The organism is Chryseobacterium sp. UF-81 (genome assembly GCF_058245105.1).
Genome location: NZ_JBSIBX010000002.1, coordinates 101,783 through 119,576 on the forward strand (window position 1 = coordinate 101,783; position 17,794 = coordinate 119,576).

The window sequence follows — 17,794 nt, forward strand, 5'->3', positions numbered from 1 at the left end:
AATAACCGCTATCTTCCAGCTTCTGTCTTTCTCTTATAAAATTTAATTCATTCTAAATCAATATATCAATGTTAAAGATTTATTAAAGTAATCCCCAGTATTTGATAATAGCTTAAATATTGGTTAAATTTGGATATAACATTAAAAATAAAATTATGTCATTTGAATTACCAAAATTAGGATATGCATATGATGCATTGGAGCCGACTATCGATGCAAAAACTATGGAGATCCACCATACAAAACATCACCAGGCGTATATTGACAATTTAAATAAAGCGATTGAAGGAACTGAATTGGCAGGAAAAACGATCGAAGAGATCTGCCAGACAGGAACTGATAAGCCAGCAGTAAGAAATAATGGAGGAGGACACTTTAACCACTCTTTATTCTGGGAAATTTTAACTCCGGGCGGAAGCAAAGAGCCTGTAGGAAACGTAAAAGCTGCTATCGAAGCTTACGGTGGCCTTGAAAAATTTAAAACAGATTTTTCTGATGCTGCTAAAACCAGATTTGGTTCAGGATGGGCTTGGCTGATTAAAAATGCAGACGGATCCGTATCTGTTTCTTCTACTCCAAACCAGGATAACCCGTTAATGCCTGTTGCAGACGTTAAAGGAACTCCGGTTCTTGGATTGGATGTTTGGGAGCATGCTTACTATTTAAACTACCAAAACAGAAGACCTGACTATGTTTCAGCATTTTTCGATGTTGTAAACTGGGATAAGGTAGAGGAATTATTCAACAAATAATTTTCAGCTATTATAAAAATAAAAAAGGTTCAGAAGAAATTCTGAACCTTTTTTATTCTAGATCGAATGTATAAAAAACGATGGTTTAATATTTATTTTATCTAACGGCATCGCTTCCGGAAAGCCCATTCATTTTCAGGCCGTATTTCCAGCTGACATAAGCAAAGACCTGGTACAGCTTATACTCGAATTTTATTCCGTAGTTTTCTCTTGGGTCGTAATCTATACCTGACTCTATAATATTCCGGTATTTCCCTGAATTGTAATAAGCATTCCATTCATTGACCAGAAATGTATTTTTTGTTTTCAGATAAGATTCTGAATATTGGCTTATCGGTTTTGCCACTGCATTCAGAAAATAATCGAACTGGGTGTCAATCACAGTAAGTTCCCACTCTCCGTCTTCATTCTTAGAAGGCTTCATTTCTGATTTTTCTTCACCTTTCTGGGGGCCGTTCTGGGAAAAACAGCTGAAAGGAATATAGGCGAAGAAAAGCAGTATAATAAGATTTTTCATAATAAAAACATTGATATAAAAAATAAGCACTCAAAATGAGTGCCTAAGTTAATTTTTTATGGTTCTTTCTGAAGAATAACAAATGCCGGGAAGTGATCACTGTATCCTCCTGTAAACCGGTCTCCATCCCAGGATCTGAAAGGATACCCTTTATAATTTCCTTCCTTGTTTACTAAATAAGAAGGAGCAAATATCTCTGCTTTATATACAGAATATTCTTTTGTTACCTGATCAGATATTAAATTTTTGGAAACAATAATCTGGTCAAAAAGGTTAGGAGCATCCTGGTAAGCCAGTGAAGCAATCCCTTTCTTATATAAAGGATACATTAAATTAAGATATGGAGTAGTTTCGCTCAGATCCTTAGGGCCTGCGACAGCTTTTAGATGATTTTTCAAACTTGCGCTCACAGGATCATCATTAAAATCACCCATTGCAAAAAGTTTAGTGGAAGGATCTGCAGCTCTTATACTGTCCATCTGCTGTTTCAGTAAAGCGGCGGCAGCATTCCTTTTAGGTAATGAAACGGCTTCACCACCTCTTCTTGAAGGCCAGTGATTCATGAAAAACGCAACCTTTTCGTTATCCAGAAAACCTGTTACTACCAAAATGTCCCTTGTATATTCTCTCTTACCGTCATCGCCAAAAACTTTTAATTCTTTTTTCAACGAGTTGGTTGGAGTAAATCTTCTTTTCTGATAAATTAGTGCAACATCAATTCCTCTGTAATCATAAGAATTATAATGAATAATTCCGTAGTCATATTTGGCAAGAACAGGCTGCTTTACCAGGTCTTCAATGACCTGTCTGTTTTCAACTTCAATAAGTCCAACTACTGCAGGGGCCGTTTTTGTATACTGTGCACCCATTTCAGAAATTACCTTTGCTTCGTTGGCAAGCTTGGCCTTGTAAATTTTAGTATTATAATTTTTACTGCTGCTTGGCGTGAATTCCTCGGAACCGCCTTGATATCTTACTGCTTTTTTACCCTTTAAAGCACTGTCACTCCAAGGTCCGTCATATTTTTCGGCTTCTAAAAACTTAATGGAATCCATGGGGATGCTTCTGTGGAAAGCCGGATTGCGGATATCTTTTGTACCATCAATATAATCTGCAGAACGAATGGTGTCCCAAAGGTTTTCAACATTCAAAAAGCCAACAGTGGCCACTTTCCTAAGTTTTCCCTGTTGTGCAAAAGCCATTATTGAAAAAATAACAGCGATAAAGCTCATCAATCTCTTCATCCTCGTAGAGTATTAAAATTATTTAAACCACAAATTTACCTTTTTTTAATTCACTCCATTTAAATATTTGTAAATTTAAAACAAGATAAAACAATTCTCTTATATAATGAATCTTAAAAGGTTGCAATGTTAAGAAAAAATATTGTTAAAAAAGTTGGAGATTCCAAATTTTGATTAAATTTGTGCCCCCAACTTTTAAACTGTTGAGAATTAAGAAGAAAAGTATTAAAAAAAATAATATACTCATGATTAAAAAACTATCATTAGTCTCTTTATTTACTTTACTTCCTGCTTCATTCTATTTTGCGCAGACTACTGTATTTGCGTATCTTAAGGATGCTGATGGAAAGCCTGTTGAAAGGGCAGAAGTAGATCTTAAAGGGAGCGAAAATGATGTAACGGCTGACAAAATTGGATACTTCCAGTTTGTAGACCTGCAGCCGGGCCATTACCAAATTATGATTACGAAACCAAACTTCGAAACCAAAATGATGGAGTTTGATGTAACCGATGAGAAAAGGAAGGATCTAGGGGTAATCACTCTATATTCTGCACTTACAAACGCAGATCAGGGATTAGCTATTATAGATAATGATGATGATGACAGCAACAGCAGTGGGCAAGCTTCCACAGTAGGACTATTACAATCTTCTCAGGATATTTTCAGCAGAATTGCTGCGTTTGACTTAGGTTTTTACTGGTTCCGCCCAAGAGGAATTGACGGAAGAACAGGAGAATCTATGCTGAATGGCGTATCAATGGTAAAATCTGATAATGGTAATGTTGACTTCAGCAATTGGGGCGGACTGAACGAGATCACGAGATATCCGGAGATCGCATCTAACCATTCCCCGTCTGAATATGCTTTTGGTGGAAACAGCTCTGTTGTTTACAAGAATACAAAAGCGAGTGAGTATAGAAAAGGATTTCAGTTTACACAATCCCTGACTAACAGAAACTACAGAAACAGAACCTCTTTGCGTTATACCTCAGGAATGAGCAAGAAAGGGTGGGCATTTACCGTAATGGGAGCCAGAAGATGGGCTGAGGAAGGAATTCAGGAAGGAACTTTTTATGATGCCTATGGAGCTTACTTGGGTATAGAAAAGAAATTCAGCGACAGCCACACGATCACATTCAATGCGATCGGTGCGCCATACAGAAGATCTACAGCGAGCCCGAGTACGCAGGAAGTCTATGATTACAGAGGCGTACACTATAACTCTTACTGGGGATGGCAGGATGGAGAAAAAAGAAGCGAAAGAGTAAGAAGAGGATTCCAGCCGCTTTTCCAGGTGCAGGATTTCTGGAAGATCAACAAAAATTCCAGCCTTTGGACAACAGCATCTTACCAGTTTGGAAAAGATAAAGGGTCACGTCTAGACTGGAATGGGGTTACTAATCCATCGCCTACATACTACAGAAACTTACCAAGTTATTATATTAACAGTATTATCTATAACTCCGTTAATAATACTGAAACTGATCCCATGCAGTATAACACGCTTTGGGATGCATATAACACAAGCATGTCTAGCTGGCAGAACGGAGATCCCAATGTTACTCAGATCAACTGGGGGCAGATCTATGCCAATAATCAAAAGAACGATGCTGCAGACCAGGCTGAAATGGCTCGTTTGTACGGATTATCAGGGAAACGTTCCAAGATATATCTTGTAGATGATGTAAGTGATGATAAGATCTTCAACGCAGGTACACACTATACGTACAACTTTAACGATCGTATAAAGTTCATCATGAACGTTTCCTATCAGAACTACAGATCAGAACTTTACCGTGAAATGAAAGACCTTTTAGGTGGAGATTATGCCATTGGCGTTGATCCGTTTAAAGAGTCTGCCAAACCTGGTTCTACAGGATTCTATAATACTTTGGATCCTAACGTTCAGCTGAGAGTAGGAGACCGTATGACTTATAATTATATCCTGAGAAGACAGGAAGCAAAAGTAAATCCGGGACTGAAATTCTCTACCGGTAATTTCGATGTATTTGTTTCTGCTTTGGCCGGATATTCCACTTCAAACAGAGAAGGTCTTTTCAAGCATTATTTATATGAGAATTCTTACGGGAAAAGTAAAGATTACAATTTCTGGAATTTTGGTCTGAAAGGACAAATTGTTTACCGTATCAACGGACGTAATTTCTTAGTGTACAACGGAGCTGTGTACAACCAGGCACCATTCCTTGAAGATTTATTTATCAATCCCAGAATCAATGCCCTTGTTAATCCTAATATCAGAAGTACGGTATATACAGCTAATGATTTAAGTTATGTGATCAACACTCCTTTCCTTAAATTAAGAGCATCAGGGTATATTGTAGATACACAGAATGAAACCAACGTACAACGCTTCTTCGCAGACGGGATTCAGATGAGCAGCACCAATCCTGACGGTTCCGTTTCTCAGGTACAGAGTGCATTCGTTACTCAGGTAATGTCTAATGTTGAGAAAAGAAATATGGGAGTGGAATTAGGTGTTGATCTAAAAGTTATTCCTACTTTATCTTTACAGGGGCTTGCAAGTTTAGGCCAGTATACTTACAGAAATAATCCGGAAGTTTATTTGGTTTCTGATGCATCAGGAAGTAGCGTTACTTCTTTCGGGAAAGCATATCTGAAAGATTATAAGCAGGGAGGTACTCCTCAGAGAGCTTTCTCATTAGGTTTCCGATATAACAATCCGAAATACTGGTGGGTAGGAGCAAACTGGAATTATTTTGATAATAATTATCTGGATCCGGCCCCGGCCTTAAGAACGAATAACTTTATTCAGAACCCATATTCAAATACTCCTTATTTAGGTCTTACAGATGGAGATGTGCGCGATATGCTGAAACCGGTAGAACTTCCTTCTGCATTTTTCTTGAATGCTAATGCAGGGAAGTCATTCATGATTGGAAAGTATTATATATTATTGACCGCTTCTGTAAATAATATCTTGAACAACAGAAGATTCATCACAGGAGGTTTCGAACAGACAAGAGAAACAAAAGCTATGGATTTCGCTTATGATTACTATAGCCCTAAACCTTCTTTTGGACCGAAATACTGGTATACACAGGGGCGTTCGTACTTTATCAACTTACAATTCAGATTCTAATAAATAAAAAAATAATAATGAATAATTTCACTAACTTTTTCAAAACGGCATTTGTGGCAGTAGGTGTACTGTCTGCAGTGTCTTCTTGTGTAAAGAATGATGATTGGGAAACTCCTCCAATCGCTTGTTCAAATAAATTTGAGGCGCCTACCATGTCAATGGCTGATTTTGCAGCTCAGGCTCCTGCAACAGGATACAAATTGATTACAACAGATCAGATTTTCGATGGTTATATCGTTTCTTCTGATGCTCAGGGAAACTTCTATAAAACGATTTCCTTCCAGGATAAAACGGTAAACCCTACTGTAGGTCTTCAGATCGAAGTGGATAAAGCAAGTAATTTTGCAGACTTCCCGGTAGGTGCACACATCAGAATTAATGCGAAAGGATTACGTTTAGGACTTGACAGAGGATCTATTAAAATAGGTTCTGAAGATCCGAATTTTGCAATTGGCAGAATTCCTCAGGCTCTTGTAGGGAGATATGTTTCCGGAGTTTGCGGTGGAAACGGATTGGATATTCAGACTATTATTCCAACCAAGCTTAATTCATTAAATGATGCAAAACAGGCTAATTTAATCAATACATTAGTGACTGTGTCTGATGTACAGTTCAGTATTGGTGAAATTTTCCCGGTTCAGAAAAAATATCTTGATTATGATGCAGGAGGCCAAGGTTTGGATACAGACAGGAATATTGAAGATAAATTAGGTGGTACTGCAGTAATCAGAAACTCAGGATTCTTCAAGAGTGGGGGAGAGCTTTTACCGAAAGGAAGCGGAACTGTTACTTTTGTAGTAAGCAGATACAATACCACATGGCAAATGCTGATCAGAAGCTTATCCGATATTAATTTCACTGGAACAAGAGTAGATTCAACGCCGCCTAAAGGAGGTACTGAGATTACTTATTCAGGTTCTTTCCTTGAAAACTTTGAAAGTTATTCACTGACTCCTGCTAACCTTGAAGTGTATCCTAAATATGTAAATGATGCGGTATTAGGAAACAGATACTGGCAGTTAAAAACTTTCAGCAACAATAAATATATTCAGCTGGGAGCTAATTCAGGATCTGGAAATTATTTAACATATTTTGCGGTACCTGTTGATTTTACAGCTGCCAATACGTTAAAGTTTGATGTAAATGTTGGATTCTGGAACGGTAATGCTTTAAAAGTATACTACACAACCAATTATACTCCACTTGGAGATATTACAGCAGCAACAAAAACAGATATTACATCTGCATTTACAATTCCACAAACCCCTGTTAGCGGTTACGGTACATTAACTCCTGCAGGAACTTATACTTTACCTGCCGGGTTAACGGGTAATGGATTTATCCTGTTCGAATATACAGGAGCATCAACTGGTGTTACAACTACTGTACAGTTAGATAATATTCAGGTTCAATAATCAAAATCTGATATTTTAAATACAGGCCGTCTTTTATAGGACGGCCTTTTTTATGCTTGGATAATTATTTTAACTTTGTTTTAAACTTAATACCATGCAGGAAAATAAAATAATAAGGGGAATACTGATAACAGGAAGTGTACTCCTTTTAATATATATATTTTTCTTTAAAGTAAGGATTGGTCCACCCAATCAGAATATGCTTAAAAATACCAAATATGCTGTGGGAATTGTGACCTCAAGTTATTATACAGATAGAGGAAGAAGCGGAAATAACTTTAAATTTATGTATGATGGCGGCCATATTATAGAGTTGAAAGCAAATGGTGAGTATACAAAAGGCAGAAAATATCTGGTGGCTTTTGACTCTTTAAACATTGAAAACGGAGTTATTCTACTCGAAAAATATGATATCACAGATTCTCTTATCCAACACGGTATTTATCCAAAATATAACATGTATGATGAAACCTGGTCTTTGATCAAAATTCCTTTTCAATATGATAAGAGTGATATAGAATATGACCTTAAAAAGGTTTATGAAGGACTTTAGAAGAATAAAGGAACAAAAAACCACCGCATCTGCGGTGGTCCATATTTTAAATTATTCCGTTTAGAAAGAAACTTCATTGACTTCCTTGCCTCGCTGGAAGTTCATTACTTTCTGGCTTCCTTTATAAGCAACACTAACAATGTTGATCTGCTTAGGGAAAGCACTTAAAAGAATAGTGTTTTTAATCTTTAAGGTATTGATATCGGAAACACCACCGGTCTCAAAATACACCCATACAGTTTCTCCGCTTACCTGACTTCCGGTGAAGGTTATAGTTTTGGGAGATCCATTGACGAACACATCAAAATTATTATTTACATATTTTTTTACCTCTGCTTCAAATCCTGCTGTATTGGGATTGATTTTAATAGCATCAGAAATATGATTGGTATTCATTTTTGTGGTAAACTTCAATGTTTTGCTTCCATCTATATAATCAACTTTGGTCATTGAAGAGAAAAAGTCTACATACATAAAACTCATTAACACAAAAAATGTTAAAATTCCTGATATATATAAAAGTTTTTTCATCTTAATTAATAGATTTACAATCATTCTTGCTAATTATAGGTCACAAATAATATGCCAATTAAAAATTTACATTCACAGAATATTTATCATAGAACGCCTTGATGTGTGCAACAGCCTCGTCAGCTGTGTCTACCACCCGATATAGGTCCAAATCATCTTCGGCAATCATTCCTTCTTTTAACAGTGTTGCTTTGAACCAATCCAGTAATCCTCCCCAAAATTCACTTCCGACCAGAACGATTGGGAATTTACCTATTTTATTGGTCTGAATCAGAGTGATTGCTTCCGTAAGCTCATCCAGAGTACCGAAACCGCCGGGCATTACTACGAATCCCTGGGAATATTTTACGAACATTACCTTTCTTACAAAAAAGTAATCGAAGTTCATAGAATAGGATTTATTAATGTATGGATTAAAATGCTGTTCAAACGGAAGATCAATATTTAGCCCGATGGACCTTCCCTGTCCATTAAAAGCACCTTTATTTCCTGCTTCCATGATGCCAGGCCCGCCCCCGGTAATGATTCCGAAGCCCAGTTTGGTAATCTTTTCAGCAATTTCAACAGCCATTTCGTAATACTTGGTTTCCGGTTTCAGCCTTGCGGAACCGAATATAGAAACGCATGGCCCTATCTTGGCCAGCTTTTCATACCCGTCCACAAATTCAGCCATTACTTTGAAAACCATCCAGCTGTCTTTGGTGATGGTTTCGTCCCAGGTCTTCTGTCTGAAACTGTTGTGAAGTTTTGTTTCGTTAATATCAAGGGCCGGGTTTACTAAACTTTCATCCCTGGTTCCATCCATTTCCATTGCAAATTATTTAAAATGTTTTTCGGCTTCTATTACAGATTCCGGTCTTCCGACATCTATCAGAATGCTGTCATGTACAAATCCGTGGATATGCTCAGTCTGCATCAGGTCAAGATATTCCTCCATAACAGAAAACTTGCCGGTTCTCTTTATTTTTCCAAAGATAGCGGGGTTGATGCAGTGAACACCACTGAAAGCAAGGGCCTTAAAGCCTTTGTTGAATTCCGCAAGCCTCTGTTCTCCCGACTGTACATTAAGCCAGCCTCTCAAAACCATATCGTCATTGAAAAGCAGCTTTCTGGAACTGTCTCTATCAGAAACCGCTAAAGTAGCGAAATCTTTTATCTTTTTATGGTATTCAACGAAAGCGTCAATATTGATATTCGTTAAAATATCAGCGTTCATGATTAGAAAATCTTCCCCGTGATCGAGGAATCTTCTAGCAAAAATCAAGCCGCCACCTGTTTCCAGCAGTTCGTCTGTTTCATCTGAGATTTCAATGCTGCATCCGAAATTACTGTTTTTATTTAAAAATTCAACAATCTGATTTCCAAAATGATGGATATTGATCACAAAATCTTTTATTCCAAAGCCTTTAAGATAGTTGATATTTCTTTCCAGAAGTGGTATGCCGTTTACCGGAGCCAGTGCTTTTGGATGGTGATCCGTAAAAGGTTTGAGCCTTGTGCCTTTTCCGGCAGCGAAAATTAAAGCTTTCATTTTTTATATATATAATTGATGAATGATAATTGATGAATGATCGAAAAATGATTAAGTGAAGGGTGATAACTGATGTTTTAAATTATGGTAATCATTTATCTCTTATCAAATATCATTTATACGTTCAGGTGGTGCTGTTCATCGTGGTGAAGGCTTATTTCTATTCCTTCAGGATATTTTTCCTTGATAAATTCGGCAATCTTGATCGCAGAATAAACGGATCTGTGCTGTCCTCCTGTACATCCGAAATTGATCTGCAGGTTTTCAAAACCTCTTTCCAGATAATTGTCGATATTGATTGAAATAATAGATTTTACCAGCTCCAGAAACTTTGGCATTTCGGTTTTGGTTTCAAGATATTCCTGAACCCCGATATCGTTTCCTGTCTGGATTTTGTATTCCTCAATTCTTCCCGGATTCAGAATTCCTCTGCAGTCGAAAGTAAAACCTCCGCCGTTTCCTGAATGGTCCTTAGGAATTCCTCCTTTTTTGTATGAAAAACTGTGTATGTCGATGTGTAACATTATTTATATTTTTATTTGAACATTAAGATCTCTTAATGGTTTAAAATTGCATTAACTTTTATTTTAGATTCTTCCGAAGACAGCTGTTCTATCACTTTCTTCAGTTCCGGGTAGTTCTGCATATGTTCCCAGGATGCAGCAAACTGGGTGATATTTTGAATCCCTTTTTCGAGACTGGCTATAAAATGATGCTTCCTTTGAATCAGTCCTCTGAAGCCATACGCTCCAAGTACCTGAAGAAATCTCATCATTTGAATTGGTTTTACCGAATTTTTTAGTTGATCCTGAATCTCTTCATTTTCAAATTGTCCGATATAATAGTCAAGCATCTCATTTTTGAAATCTTCCGGAAAATCGGCTTTAGCCTGGAAAAGAAAAGAAATCACGTCGTACATCAGCGGTCCTTCCATAGCGGATTGGTAATCGATGAACGAAACTTTACGATCTTCATTAACCATAATATTCCTTGCCTGAAAATCACGGATCATGATTCCTTTGGGTTCAAGACTTTCAATAAGCCGGGCAATCTGTTTAAATTCTTTCAGTAAAACAGATTTACGGTATTCAAGTTCCAGCACATCAGCTACAAAATTTTTAAAATAATAGAGATCATGAATCACGGGAAGCTCGTCATAACTTTCGTATTCAAAAGTTTTTGAAAAATCAATTTTTCCCTGAGTCCGGATCTGAAGCTGGAAAAGCTTTTCTAATGTTTGTTTTACCAATATTCTTACAGGAACTGAAAGCCCTTCTGCTGTAATGATCTCTGAAAGAGTTTGTTCTCCCAGAAATTCCTGTATATACATTTTTCTGTCGTCTGAAACAGCTAAAATATCGGGTGTGTTGAGACCAAATTTTGAGAAGATTTCAGAATAATAAAGAAAACTTTCGTTTTCAGGAATATTTTCATTGCTTGTGACAATGTATTTTCCGGTGTTGGATTTAGCCAGGAAATTCATTCTCGCAGAACCACTTTGAGCCAGCGTAACGAACTCAGAAGATGGTCCACCCAGATAATTTTCAAAAAATCGTTTTGCGTTTTCGGAAGTCATAATATGGAAACAAATATACTAATTTAATGGGAGTTTGGTTGTTTGAGGGTTTGAGAGTTTTAGAGTATTAGGGTTAGATTGGTCTGATTTAGGAGCTGATGGTTGCTGTCAGTCAAATTCTGTAAAACTAATTTCTGATATCTGGTGTTTGTTGTTTGAAGTCTTAAATCAAACATTTATTAACCTAAGTTTCAGTCTAATTTCTATCTTTGCAGTATGTTAAAAGATTTTAAACCGGTTTTAAACATTTTATTGAGGTTCATCGTCATCTATCTGGTGCTGCTTTTAGGGTATCAGTTTTATCTGAACATTGGTAAAGAAAACGGATTGGATTCTTTTTCCCGGATGATTGCTGATCAGGTTGCCTCCATTCAAAAGGTGATAGGGTATCCTACATTGCTTTATGATGATGTGAAAAACGAGCAGGTTTGGTTTTATGTAAAGAAAGAATATGTAACAAGGATGGTGGAAGGGTGTAATGCTGTTTCTGTCATGATTTTGTTTATAGCCTTTGTTTTTGCATTTTATAAAGGAGCTAAAACGTATATTTTTGCTTTGGCCGGACTTGTTTTGCTTTACATTATGAATCTTCTGCGAATTGTTGGGCTGAATATTGTCATAGCAGATCATAAAGAATATGGAAAAATATTCCATGATTTTATTTTTCCGGCAGTTATTTACGGAACTGTAGTGGTTCTGTGGCTAGTGTGGATTAAATTCTTTGCTTTAAAAAATGAAAATTCTTAACTGGCTTTTGGTGATAACAGGAATCTGCGGTCTTATAAGTGTACGGATGCTTGAAGACAAAATTTTCTATGATCCTTTTCTTGAATATTTTCATGAAGCCATTAAAAACATTGCATTTCCCCATTTTGAATGGGGAAAGTTAATTGCAGGGCATCTCTTCAGGTTTATGCTTAATCTTGCTTTTTCGTGCGTGATCATTCAATGTCTTTTTAAAAACCGTCAGTGGACGGTGCAGGGAGCATTGCTAATTACCATTATCTTTGTTATTACTTTTCCGATTTATCTTTACTGTATCTATGATCGTTTTGATATAGGATATCTTTTTTCGTTTTACATGAGAAGGTTTGTCATTCAGCCTTTAGCGCTGCTTTTGATTGTTCCGATGTTTTATTATAGAAAACAGTTAATGAAAAGAGGATAAATAAATCAGAACAATTATTTACTACAGACTAATCTGCAGTATGTTTATCTACACTGGTGACATTTTCCGGAGTCCATTGCACTCTTTTTACAAAATCTTTTTCGCGGACAGGGCAGTCTTTGATCTGGCATACGGGACATGATACTGTTTTGCAGTCATCCATATGGAAATTAAATTCTACACTTCTTTTTGTATTTTTAGCTAAAAGTAGAATCATTTTTTCCATTTCATTGTGAGCCTCACGAAGACTGTAGTACCAAGGTAGGGTAATATGAGCATCAATATGGAGATTGGCTCCGAACTGCTGAATTTTCATATTGTGGACATCTATCCATTCTATTCTTCTGTTCTCTTCAAGTACTCTGATAATCTGGTTCAAAAGATCAGGATCCTGCTCATCCATAATACCGCTTAAAGATTTTCTGACGATTTTATAGCCTACATAAATGATATAAAGTCCAAAAATAAGAGCAACAACCGAATCCAGCCAGTAAATCTTAGTAAAGTAAACGATAATTAAACTTATGACAACACCTAATGTCGTAATGGTATCAGACTGAAGATGTTTTCCGGACGAAACAAGAACCAGCGAGTTTTCTGCCTGTCCTTTTTTAATGGAGATGTACCCCAGCAAGTAATTGACAACAGCAGTTGCGGCGATAATCCAGATCCCCAGGTCTATTTTGTCCATGGTTTTCCCCACGATGAGGCTGTTAACACCTTCATAGATGATCATGATGCCGGCTATGGCTATTAAAGCTCCTTCAATGCCGGATGTTACGAACTCTACTTTTCCGTGACCGTAAGGGTGGTCCTCGTCCTTAGGCTTTGCAGCAAGGTGCAGAGAGTAAAGTCCCATAAATGCACTGATGACGTTTACAATACTTTCCATGGCATCGGAAAACACAGCATCTGAATTGGTGAGCTTCCAGGCAATGATCTTTCCTATGAATAGAATGACCCCGAAAGCGGCAATCAGCTTTTGGAATCCTATCTTGTCTTTGCTGGTAATGGTTTTTTTATTTTCCATAGTTTGATAAAAAAAAGAATCTCAATTCTGAGACTCTTTTTTATTTTGTTAGTTTAAACTAAGTTGTTGGCTGCTAAGTATTCTGCAATCTGTACAGCGTTCGTTGCGGCTCCTTTTCGCAGATTGTCTGCTACGATCCAGAGGTTCATCGTTTTGGGCTGTGAAAGATCCCGTCTTATCCTGCCGACGAAAACTTCGTCTTTACCTTCGGAGTACAGCGGCATTGGGTATTCGTTGTTTTTCACATTGTCCATTACCACAACGCCCGGTGTTTCGGATAAGATCTTTCTTACTTCGTCAAGGTCAAACTCGTTCTCAAATTCAATATTTACACTTTCTGAGTGGCCTCCCTGAACAGGAACTCTCACTGCAGTGGCTGTAAGGTTGAATGTATTGTCACCTAAAATTTTCTTAGGTTCTTTCATTAATTTAATCTCTTCTTTCGTATAATCATCATCACTGAATACATCACAGTGAGGAAGTGCATTTTTGAAGATCTGATAAGGATATACTTTGGCAACGCTGTCGTCTCCGTTTATTTCAGCATTGAGCTGATCCACGGCAGCTTTTCCTGTTCCTGTTACAGACTGGTAGGTTGAAACAACCACTCTTTTCAGGTCATATTTTTTATTCAATGGTCCCAGAACCATTACCAACTGAATGGTAGAGCAGTTCGGATTGGCAATGATCTTATCTTCTTTGGTAAGAACATTAGCATTGATCTCCGGAACAACCAGTTTTTTGGTAGGATCCATTCTCCATGCTGAAGAATTGTCGATCACTGTGGTACCAGCTTCAGCAAAAAGAGGGGCGAATTCAAGAGAAGTATCTCCTCCGGCAGAGAAAATGGCGATATCCGGTTTGGCAGCTATAGCGTCTTTCATGCTTACGATGGTAAATTCTTCCTGTTTATACTTCACCTTTTTACCTACAGATCTTTCGGATGCCACCGGGATTAATTCTGTTACAGGGAAGTTTCTCTCCTCCAAAACTTTAAGCATAACTTGTCCAACCATTCCTGTTGAACCGACTACAGCTACTTTCATTGATTTAATTAAAAATTTAAGGTTAAACTTTTACAAAGTTATCAACTCAACTTTGTATTTTATGTTTTAGGCCCCAAAGACTCTTGTCCAAGGGAACGCGAATGCAAATAAACCTGCAGCGATAAGACCCATGATCACAATTCCTAAAGAAATAGTATCATTGGACTTCACTTTTTTGTTGATGATGGTCATCAATACTGCTGCGATTAACATAGAAAATGGGTGCTCTACAAATGTCTGTCTGCTATAGGGATCCTTCATTAAGGTCCCTGCATCTAATGCCGCTTTGAAACCAGGAGAAAATATGAATAACAAACATATTCCTATCAGAAACTGAACATGGAAGAAAATCATCGTAAAGAGAGTCGTCTTCTTTAAAAATTTGTTCACTTTACCACTGAAGCCAAACATAGTGGCCAAAAGGGCAATAATAAATAATGAGACCAAAAGAAGTTCAAGATACCCGAATCCTTTGTGTGCACTAAGAAAAATCTTATAAAAATCCATATTCAATTTTTTGTACACAAATATAGCAAAAATCCCGGCGAAAAGCCGGGATAGATATTTATAAAATCTAATATTGTGATGTTATTAGAATCTGAATGTAATGTTTGCAGACCAAGTTCTTCCAAATCCAAAGTAAACTTGATTACGTACATCTATTCCTTTGTAAGTAGGCTGTGACCCATCTGCGTAAATACTAGATCTTCCTTCTGAAATATAAGTAGTATCTAATAAGTTGTAGATATTTGCTCCGATTGTTAAGCTTTCTCTAGATCCGAAATCGAAAGTATAGTTAGCTCCAACATCAAGTAGATTATAATCAGGTAACTTTAGTGTACCATTAATTGCTGCTGGTGGTAATTCTCCCGTATTCATGTTAACCATAAAGTCTGTAACAGTTATATTACTATATAGATTACCTACAAATCTCCAATCTGCATTGATCCTTAATCCTTTTACTGGTTTGAAAGTTGCACCTAATGAAGTTGTTAATTGTGGAGCATCACCTACTTTTGCATTGTCTAAAGCTAATGTGGCGGTGTTGTTTCCATTTTGTACAACTACAGGGTTATTGTTGTCATCAAATACAGTACCTGAAGCATTACCTGAGTATCTATAATCTCCCCAAGAGAACATTCCTTCTAAATCTAATAATCTATTTAGCGTATATGATGCTTCAAGTTCAGCACCATAGTGTATTTGTGTAATTCCAGATATTTCTGCGTAGGCATTAGTAACTGAATTATTTGTTGCCGGGTTGTTATCTGGATCAATTGTAAGACCGGTTCTTCTTTGGAATCTATCAGCCCATGAAGTTCTGAAGAGATTAACATTCGCTCTGAAAGCTTGTGATCTGAAACCGTAACCTAATTCTAAACCAACAATTTTTTCATTTGTTAAGTTAGGATTTAAAGGCTGCTTGTTACTAGGGAAAACTGCTGTGAAAAATGGTTGTTTTGACTGGTATCCAACGTTAGCAAATATATTATGATTTGCATTAATGTTATAATTAGCACCTCCTTTAATGTTGTAACCTAGTATGTTTTTAAAGTCTGTTTTTCTGTAAACCGTTTGACCATTTTGTACAGTTACGCCATCTACAATCCAGTTATCAATTCTTTTAAAAGCTTGATTAGATACAGCTCCCTGGATAAAAGCAGTAAAGTTATCTTTTGAATACTCAAGTTGTCCAAAAGCCCCATACCATAAAACTTGTCCATCATAATTTCTATTAGCAATTTGACTCTTATCCTTAATTGCTTTTACAAAAGGATTTGCTGAAGGGACAGGGTTATAAGCTTCGTTAACAATGTATCCTGCAGGACGATTGAAATCTCCTCTTTCTAAATATCCATTAGCTCCAAGTAAATTTGTTATGATTCCTGGGTGGTAACCATAATAATAACGAGTGTCAATTCCAACTGAGAAATTAAGTTCGCTATTTATTTTATGGTTGAAGCTTGATAATAAACCATACCAATCGTGTGAATTAACATTTGATCTCATGGTAATACCATTGTTGCTTCTGTTTATACCAGGCCCAGCTGGAAAAGTATTGTTTGCTCCAAAGTCAGCAACATTTGCTCCTTGATTCCATCTTACAATATCGTCGAAACGTATTTGCCCATCAGCTGTTTTAGGTAGGTTAAAAATAGTTTTACCATTTATTGATCCTAGTACTCCGGTACCACCACCTCTACCAAATGATGCATAACCAACTGTTGATAATTTAGAGTTTTCAGAAATTTTCCAATCCCAGTTAATGGATGCAACAGGTTTAGAATAGTAATTTCTGTTAGTAGTAAATTGTTCACCATTTAGAGTTCCCCAGTTTGAATTATATCTTCTGTTAGGCTCTCCATCTTGACCATATTGTAAATAAGTTGCAATAGAATTGGTGAAGTTTTGATTATGCCATTGAGGAGCCCCTGTAAATGTAAATTGAAAATCATGCTTCTCATTTGGCTGATAACCTAATGCAAAATAATAGTTGTATCCTTCAAAATCCGAACCATCAATATACATTGCTCCTGCAGTTCTACTCATTAAAAATGACGTTGACCATCCCTTTGCAGATTTTCCTGTATTATAAGCAAATGAAGTTTTTAAATAACCATCATTACCTAATCCTAATGAAACAGTACCTTGTCTTTTTTTATCAGCTGCTCTTGTTAAGATGTTGATTGTACCTCCAACAGAAGAAATTGCTAATTTTGAAGAACCTAAACCTCTTTGCACCTGCATTGCAGATGTTACCTCAGACATACCAGCCCAGTTTGACCAGTAAACAGCTCCGTTTTCCATATCGTTAACAGGCATACCATTAACCATTACGGCGATATTTTCGTTTCCGAAACCTCTAATTCTAATCGAGGCATCTCCAAAACCTCCACCGCCTTTAGTAGCATAAACAGACGGGGTCGTATTTAAGATCTCAGGAAATTCCTGATTTCCTAATTTTTCAACAATTTTTGCTTCTTTAATTGTTGAAACTGCTACCGGTGTTTTTCTATCTTTGGCGATATCGGCAACACCAGTTAATACAACTTGTTCAATGTCATTGGATTTAGTTGTCACCGTATCCTGAACCTGTTGAGCATAATAGACGCTGGCTGTAGATAAAGTAATCACTACGGATAGCATCGATTTGTTGATTAATTTCATAATCGTTAGTAATAGTTAGATTTAATTTTCTGCAAAATTCGCGAAATAAAATTTAACTAATATTAACTGTATGTTAATTTTTACTCAATCTTAATAAGAGTTAACTTTCTGAATTTCAGTCATATAAATAAAAATTGAATT

General features: G+C 36.7%; 17 protein-coding genes. 6 read left to right on the forward strand and 11 right to left on the reverse strand.

The window, feature by feature from the left end; all coding sequences use genetic code 11:
* Window positions 1–155: 155 nt before the first annotated feature.
* Window positions 156–752, forward strand: coding sequence for a superoxide dismutase (locus tag AC4IFE_RS03535; protein WP_490754932.1), 597 nt, complete (start codon window positions 156–158; stop codon window positions 750–752).
* A 97-nt stretch (window positions 753–849) separates the two neighbouring features.
* Here the strand turns inward: AC4IFE_RS03535 and AC4IFE_RS03540 are convergent, their stop codons facing one another.
* Both AC4IFE_RS03540 and AC4IFE_RS03545 read right to left on the reverse strand, forming a co-directional pair.
* Window positions 850–1,269 carry a DUF6146 family protein gene (locus AC4IFE_RS03540; RefSeq protein ID WP_490754934.1) on the reverse strand — a complete coding sequence of 140 codons (420 nt, stop codon included), beginning with the start codon at window positions 1,267–1,269 and terminating at the stop codon, window positions 850–852.
* Between the two features lie 56 nt (window positions 1,270–1,325).
* Window positions 1,326–2,513, reverse strand: a complete 1,188-nt coding sequence (locus tag AC4IFE_RS03545) for an endonuclease/exonuclease/phosphatase family protein (RefSeq protein WP_490754935.1) — start codon at window positions 2,511–2,513, stop codon at window positions 1,326–1,328.
* 245 nt (window positions 2,514–2,758) lie between these two features.
* On the opposite strand from AC4IFE_RS03545, the gene AC4IFE_RS03550 reads away from it, so the two are divergent.
* The 3 genes from AC4IFE_RS03550 (at window position 2,759) to AC4IFE_RS03560 (ending at window position 7,603) form a co-directional block, all read left to right on the forward strand.
* A complete protein-coding gene (locus AC4IFE_RS03550) occupies window positions 2,759–5,635 on the forward strand; it encodes a carboxypeptidase regulatory-like domain-containing protein (RefSeq protein ID WP_490754937.1) in 2,877 nt (958 codons plus the stop codon).
* A 17-nt stretch (window positions 5,636–5,652) separates the two neighbouring features.
* Window positions 5,653–7,050 carry a M949_1556 family lipoprotein gene (locus AC4IFE_RS03555; protein WP_490754939.1) on the forward strand — a complete coding sequence of 466 codons (1,398 nt, stop codon included), beginning with the start codon at window positions 5,653–5,655 and terminating at the stop codon, window positions 7,048–7,050.
* A 94-nt stretch (window positions 7,051–7,144) separates the two neighbouring features.
* The gene (locus AC4IFE_RS03560) at window positions 7,145–7,603 is read left to right on the forward strand and encodes a hypothetical protein (protein ID WP_490754940.1); all 459 of its coding nucleotides are present in this window, start codon (window positions 7,145–7,147) and stop codon (window positions 7,601–7,603) included.
* 60 nt (window positions 7,604–7,663) lie between these two features.
* Here AC4IFE_RS03560 and AC4IFE_RS03565 read toward each other — a convergent pair whose 3' ends face one another.
* From AC4IFE_RS03565 to AC4IFE_RS03585, 5 genes are all read right to left on the reverse strand, one after another.
* Window positions 7,664–8,134, reverse strand: a complete 471-nt coding sequence (locus AC4IFE_RS03565) for a DUF6702 family protein (protein ID WP_490754942.1) — start codon at window positions 8,132–8,134, stop codon at window positions 7,664–7,666.
* 58 nt (window positions 8,135–8,192) lie between these two features.
* Complete coding sequence (locus AC4IFE_RS03570; protein ID WP_490754943.1) at window positions 8,193–8,945, reverse strand: LOG family protein; 753 nt, start codon at window positions 8,943–8,945, stop codon at window positions 8,193–8,195.
* A 6-nt stretch (window positions 8,946–8,951) separates the two neighbouring features.
* Window positions 8,952–9,665, reverse strand: a complete 714-nt coding sequence (locus AC4IFE_RS03575; protein WP_490754945.1) for a nucleotidyltransferase family protein — start codon at window positions 9,663–9,665, stop codon at window positions 8,952–8,954.
* Window positions 9,666–9,781: 116 nt separating this feature from the next.
* A complete protein-coding gene (locus tag AC4IFE_RS03580; RefSeq protein ID WP_490754947.1) occupies window positions 9,782–10,189 on the reverse strand; it encodes a RapZ C-terminal domain-containing protein in 408 nt (135 codons plus the stop codon).
* 32 nt (window positions 10,190–10,221) lie between these two features.
* Window positions 10,222–11,241: an aminoglycoside phosphotransferase family protein gene (locus AC4IFE_RS03585; RefSeq protein WP_490754948.1), complete on the reverse strand. Its 1,020-nt coding sequence runs from the start codon at window positions 11,239–11,241 to the stop codon at window positions 10,222–10,224.
* Window positions 11,242–11,457: 216 nt separating this feature from the next.
* Between AC4IFE_RS03585 and xrtF the strand changes: the two genes are divergently transcribed.
* Complete coding sequence (gene xrtF, locus AC4IFE_RS03590; protein ID WP_490754950.1) at window positions 11,458–11,988, forward strand: exosortase family protein XrtF; 531 nt, start codon at window positions 11,458–11,460, stop codon at window positions 11,986–11,988.
* The gene (locus tag AC4IFE_RS03595; RefSeq protein ID WP_490754952.1) at window positions 11,975–12,409 is read left to right on the forward strand and encodes an exosortase F system-associated membrane protein; all 435 of its coding nucleotides are present in this window, start codon (window positions 11,975–11,977) and stop codon (window positions 12,407–12,409) included. Before xrtF ends, AC4IFE_RS03595 begins: the two co-directional genes overlap by 14 nt.
* 28 nt (window positions 12,410–12,437) lie before the next feature.
* Here AC4IFE_RS03595 and AC4IFE_RS03600 read toward each other — a convergent pair whose 3' ends face one another.
* The 4 genes from AC4IFE_RS03600 to AC4IFE_RS03615 all read right to left on the reverse strand — a co-directional run bounded on the left by AC4IFE_RS03600 (window position 12,438) and on the right by AC4IFE_RS03615 (window position 17,653).
* On the reverse strand, window positions 12,438–13,439 hold the full coding sequence (locus AC4IFE_RS03600; RefSeq protein ID WP_490754954.1) for a cation diffusion facilitator family transporter: 1,002 nt from the start codon (window positions 13,437–13,439) through the stop codon (window positions 12,438–12,440).
* Window positions 13,440–13,492: 53 nt separating this feature from the next.
* A complete protein-coding gene (locus tag AC4IFE_RS03605) occupies window positions 13,493–14,485 on the reverse strand; it encodes an aspartate-semialdehyde dehydrogenase (protein ID WP_490754956.1) in 993 nt (330 codons plus the stop codon).
* Window positions 14,486–14,551: 66 nt separating this feature from the next.
* Entirely contained in the window at window positions 14,552–14,992 is a 441-nt protein-coding gene (locus AC4IFE_RS03610; RefSeq protein WP_490754958.1) for a hypothetical protein, read from the reverse strand.
* Between the two features lie 84 nt (window positions 14,993–15,076).
* Window positions 15,077–17,653 (reverse strand): TonB-dependent receptor, encoded by a 2,577-nt coding sequence (locus AC4IFE_RS03615; RefSeq protein ID WP_490754960.1) that lies wholly within the window; start codon window positions 17,651–17,653, stop codon window positions 15,077–15,079.
* Between the last annotated feature and the right edge of the window lie 141 nt (window positions 17,654–17,794).

Coding starts and splice junctions, on each gene's coding strand:
- AC4IFE_RS03540 (WP_490754934.1), bottom strand. CDS start 1,269: ATGAAAAATCTTATTATACTGCTTTTCTTCGCCTATATTCCTTTCAGC.
- AC4IFE_RS03575 (WP_490754945.1), bottom strand. CDS start 9,665: ATGAAAGCTTTAATTTTCGCTGCCGGAAAAGGCACAAGGCTCAAACCT.
- AC4IFE_RS03555 (WP_490754939.1), top strand. CDS start 5,653: ATGAATAATTTCACTAACTTTTTCAAAACGGCATTTGTGGCAGTAGGT.
- xrtF (WP_490754950.1), top strand. CDS start 11,458: ATGTTAAAAGATTTTAAACCGGTTTTAAACATTTTATTGAGGTTCATC.
- AC4IFE_RS03580 (WP_490754947.1), bottom strand. CDS start 10,189: ATGTTACACATCGACATACACAGTTTTTCATACAAAAAAGGAGGAATT.
- AC4IFE_RS03585 (WP_490754948.1), bottom strand. CDS start 11,241: ATGACTTCCGAAAACGCAAAACGATTTTTTGAAAATTATCTGGGTGGA.
- AC4IFE_RS03565 (WP_490754942.1), bottom strand. CDS start 8,134: ATGAAAAAACTTTTATATATATCAGGAATTTTAACATTTTTTGTGTTA.
- AC4IFE_RS03595 (WP_490754952.1), top strand. CDS start 11,975: ATGAAAATTCTTAACTGGCTTTTGGTGATAACAGGAATCTGCGGTCTT.
- AC4IFE_RS03560 (WP_490754940.1), top strand. CDS start 7,145: ATGCAGGAAAATAAAATAATAAGGGGAATACTGATAACAGGAAGTGTA.
- AC4IFE_RS03610 (WP_490754958.1), bottom strand. CDS start 14,992: ATGGATTTTTATAAGATTTTTCTTAGTGCACACAAAGGATTCGGGTAT.
- AC4IFE_RS03600 (WP_490754954.1), bottom strand. CDS start 13,439: ATGGAAAATAAAAAAACCATTACCAGCAAAGACAAGATAGGATTCCAA.
- AC4IFE_RS03545 (WP_490754935.1), bottom strand. CDS start 2,513: ATGAAGAGATTGATGAGCTTTATCGCTGTTATTTTTTCAATAATGGCT.
- AC4IFE_RS03605 (WP_490754956.1), bottom strand. CDS start 14,485: ATGAAAGTAGCTGTAGTCGGTTCAACAGGAATGGTTGGACAAGTTATG.
- AC4IFE_RS03615 (WP_490754960.1), bottom strand. CDS start 17,653: ATGAAATTAATCAACAAATCGATGCTATCCGTAGTGATTACTTTATCT.
- AC4IFE_RS03570 (WP_490754943.1), bottom strand. CDS start 8,945: ATGGAAATGGATGGAACCAGGGATGAAAGTTTAGTAAACCCGGCCCTT.
- AC4IFE_RS03550 (WP_490754937.1), top strand. CDS start 2,759: ATGATTAAAAAACTATCATTAGTCTCTTTATTTACTTTACTTCCTGCT.
- AC4IFE_RS03535 (WP_490754932.1), top strand. CDS start 156: ATGTCATTTGAATTACCAAAATTAGGATATGCATATGATGCATTGGAG.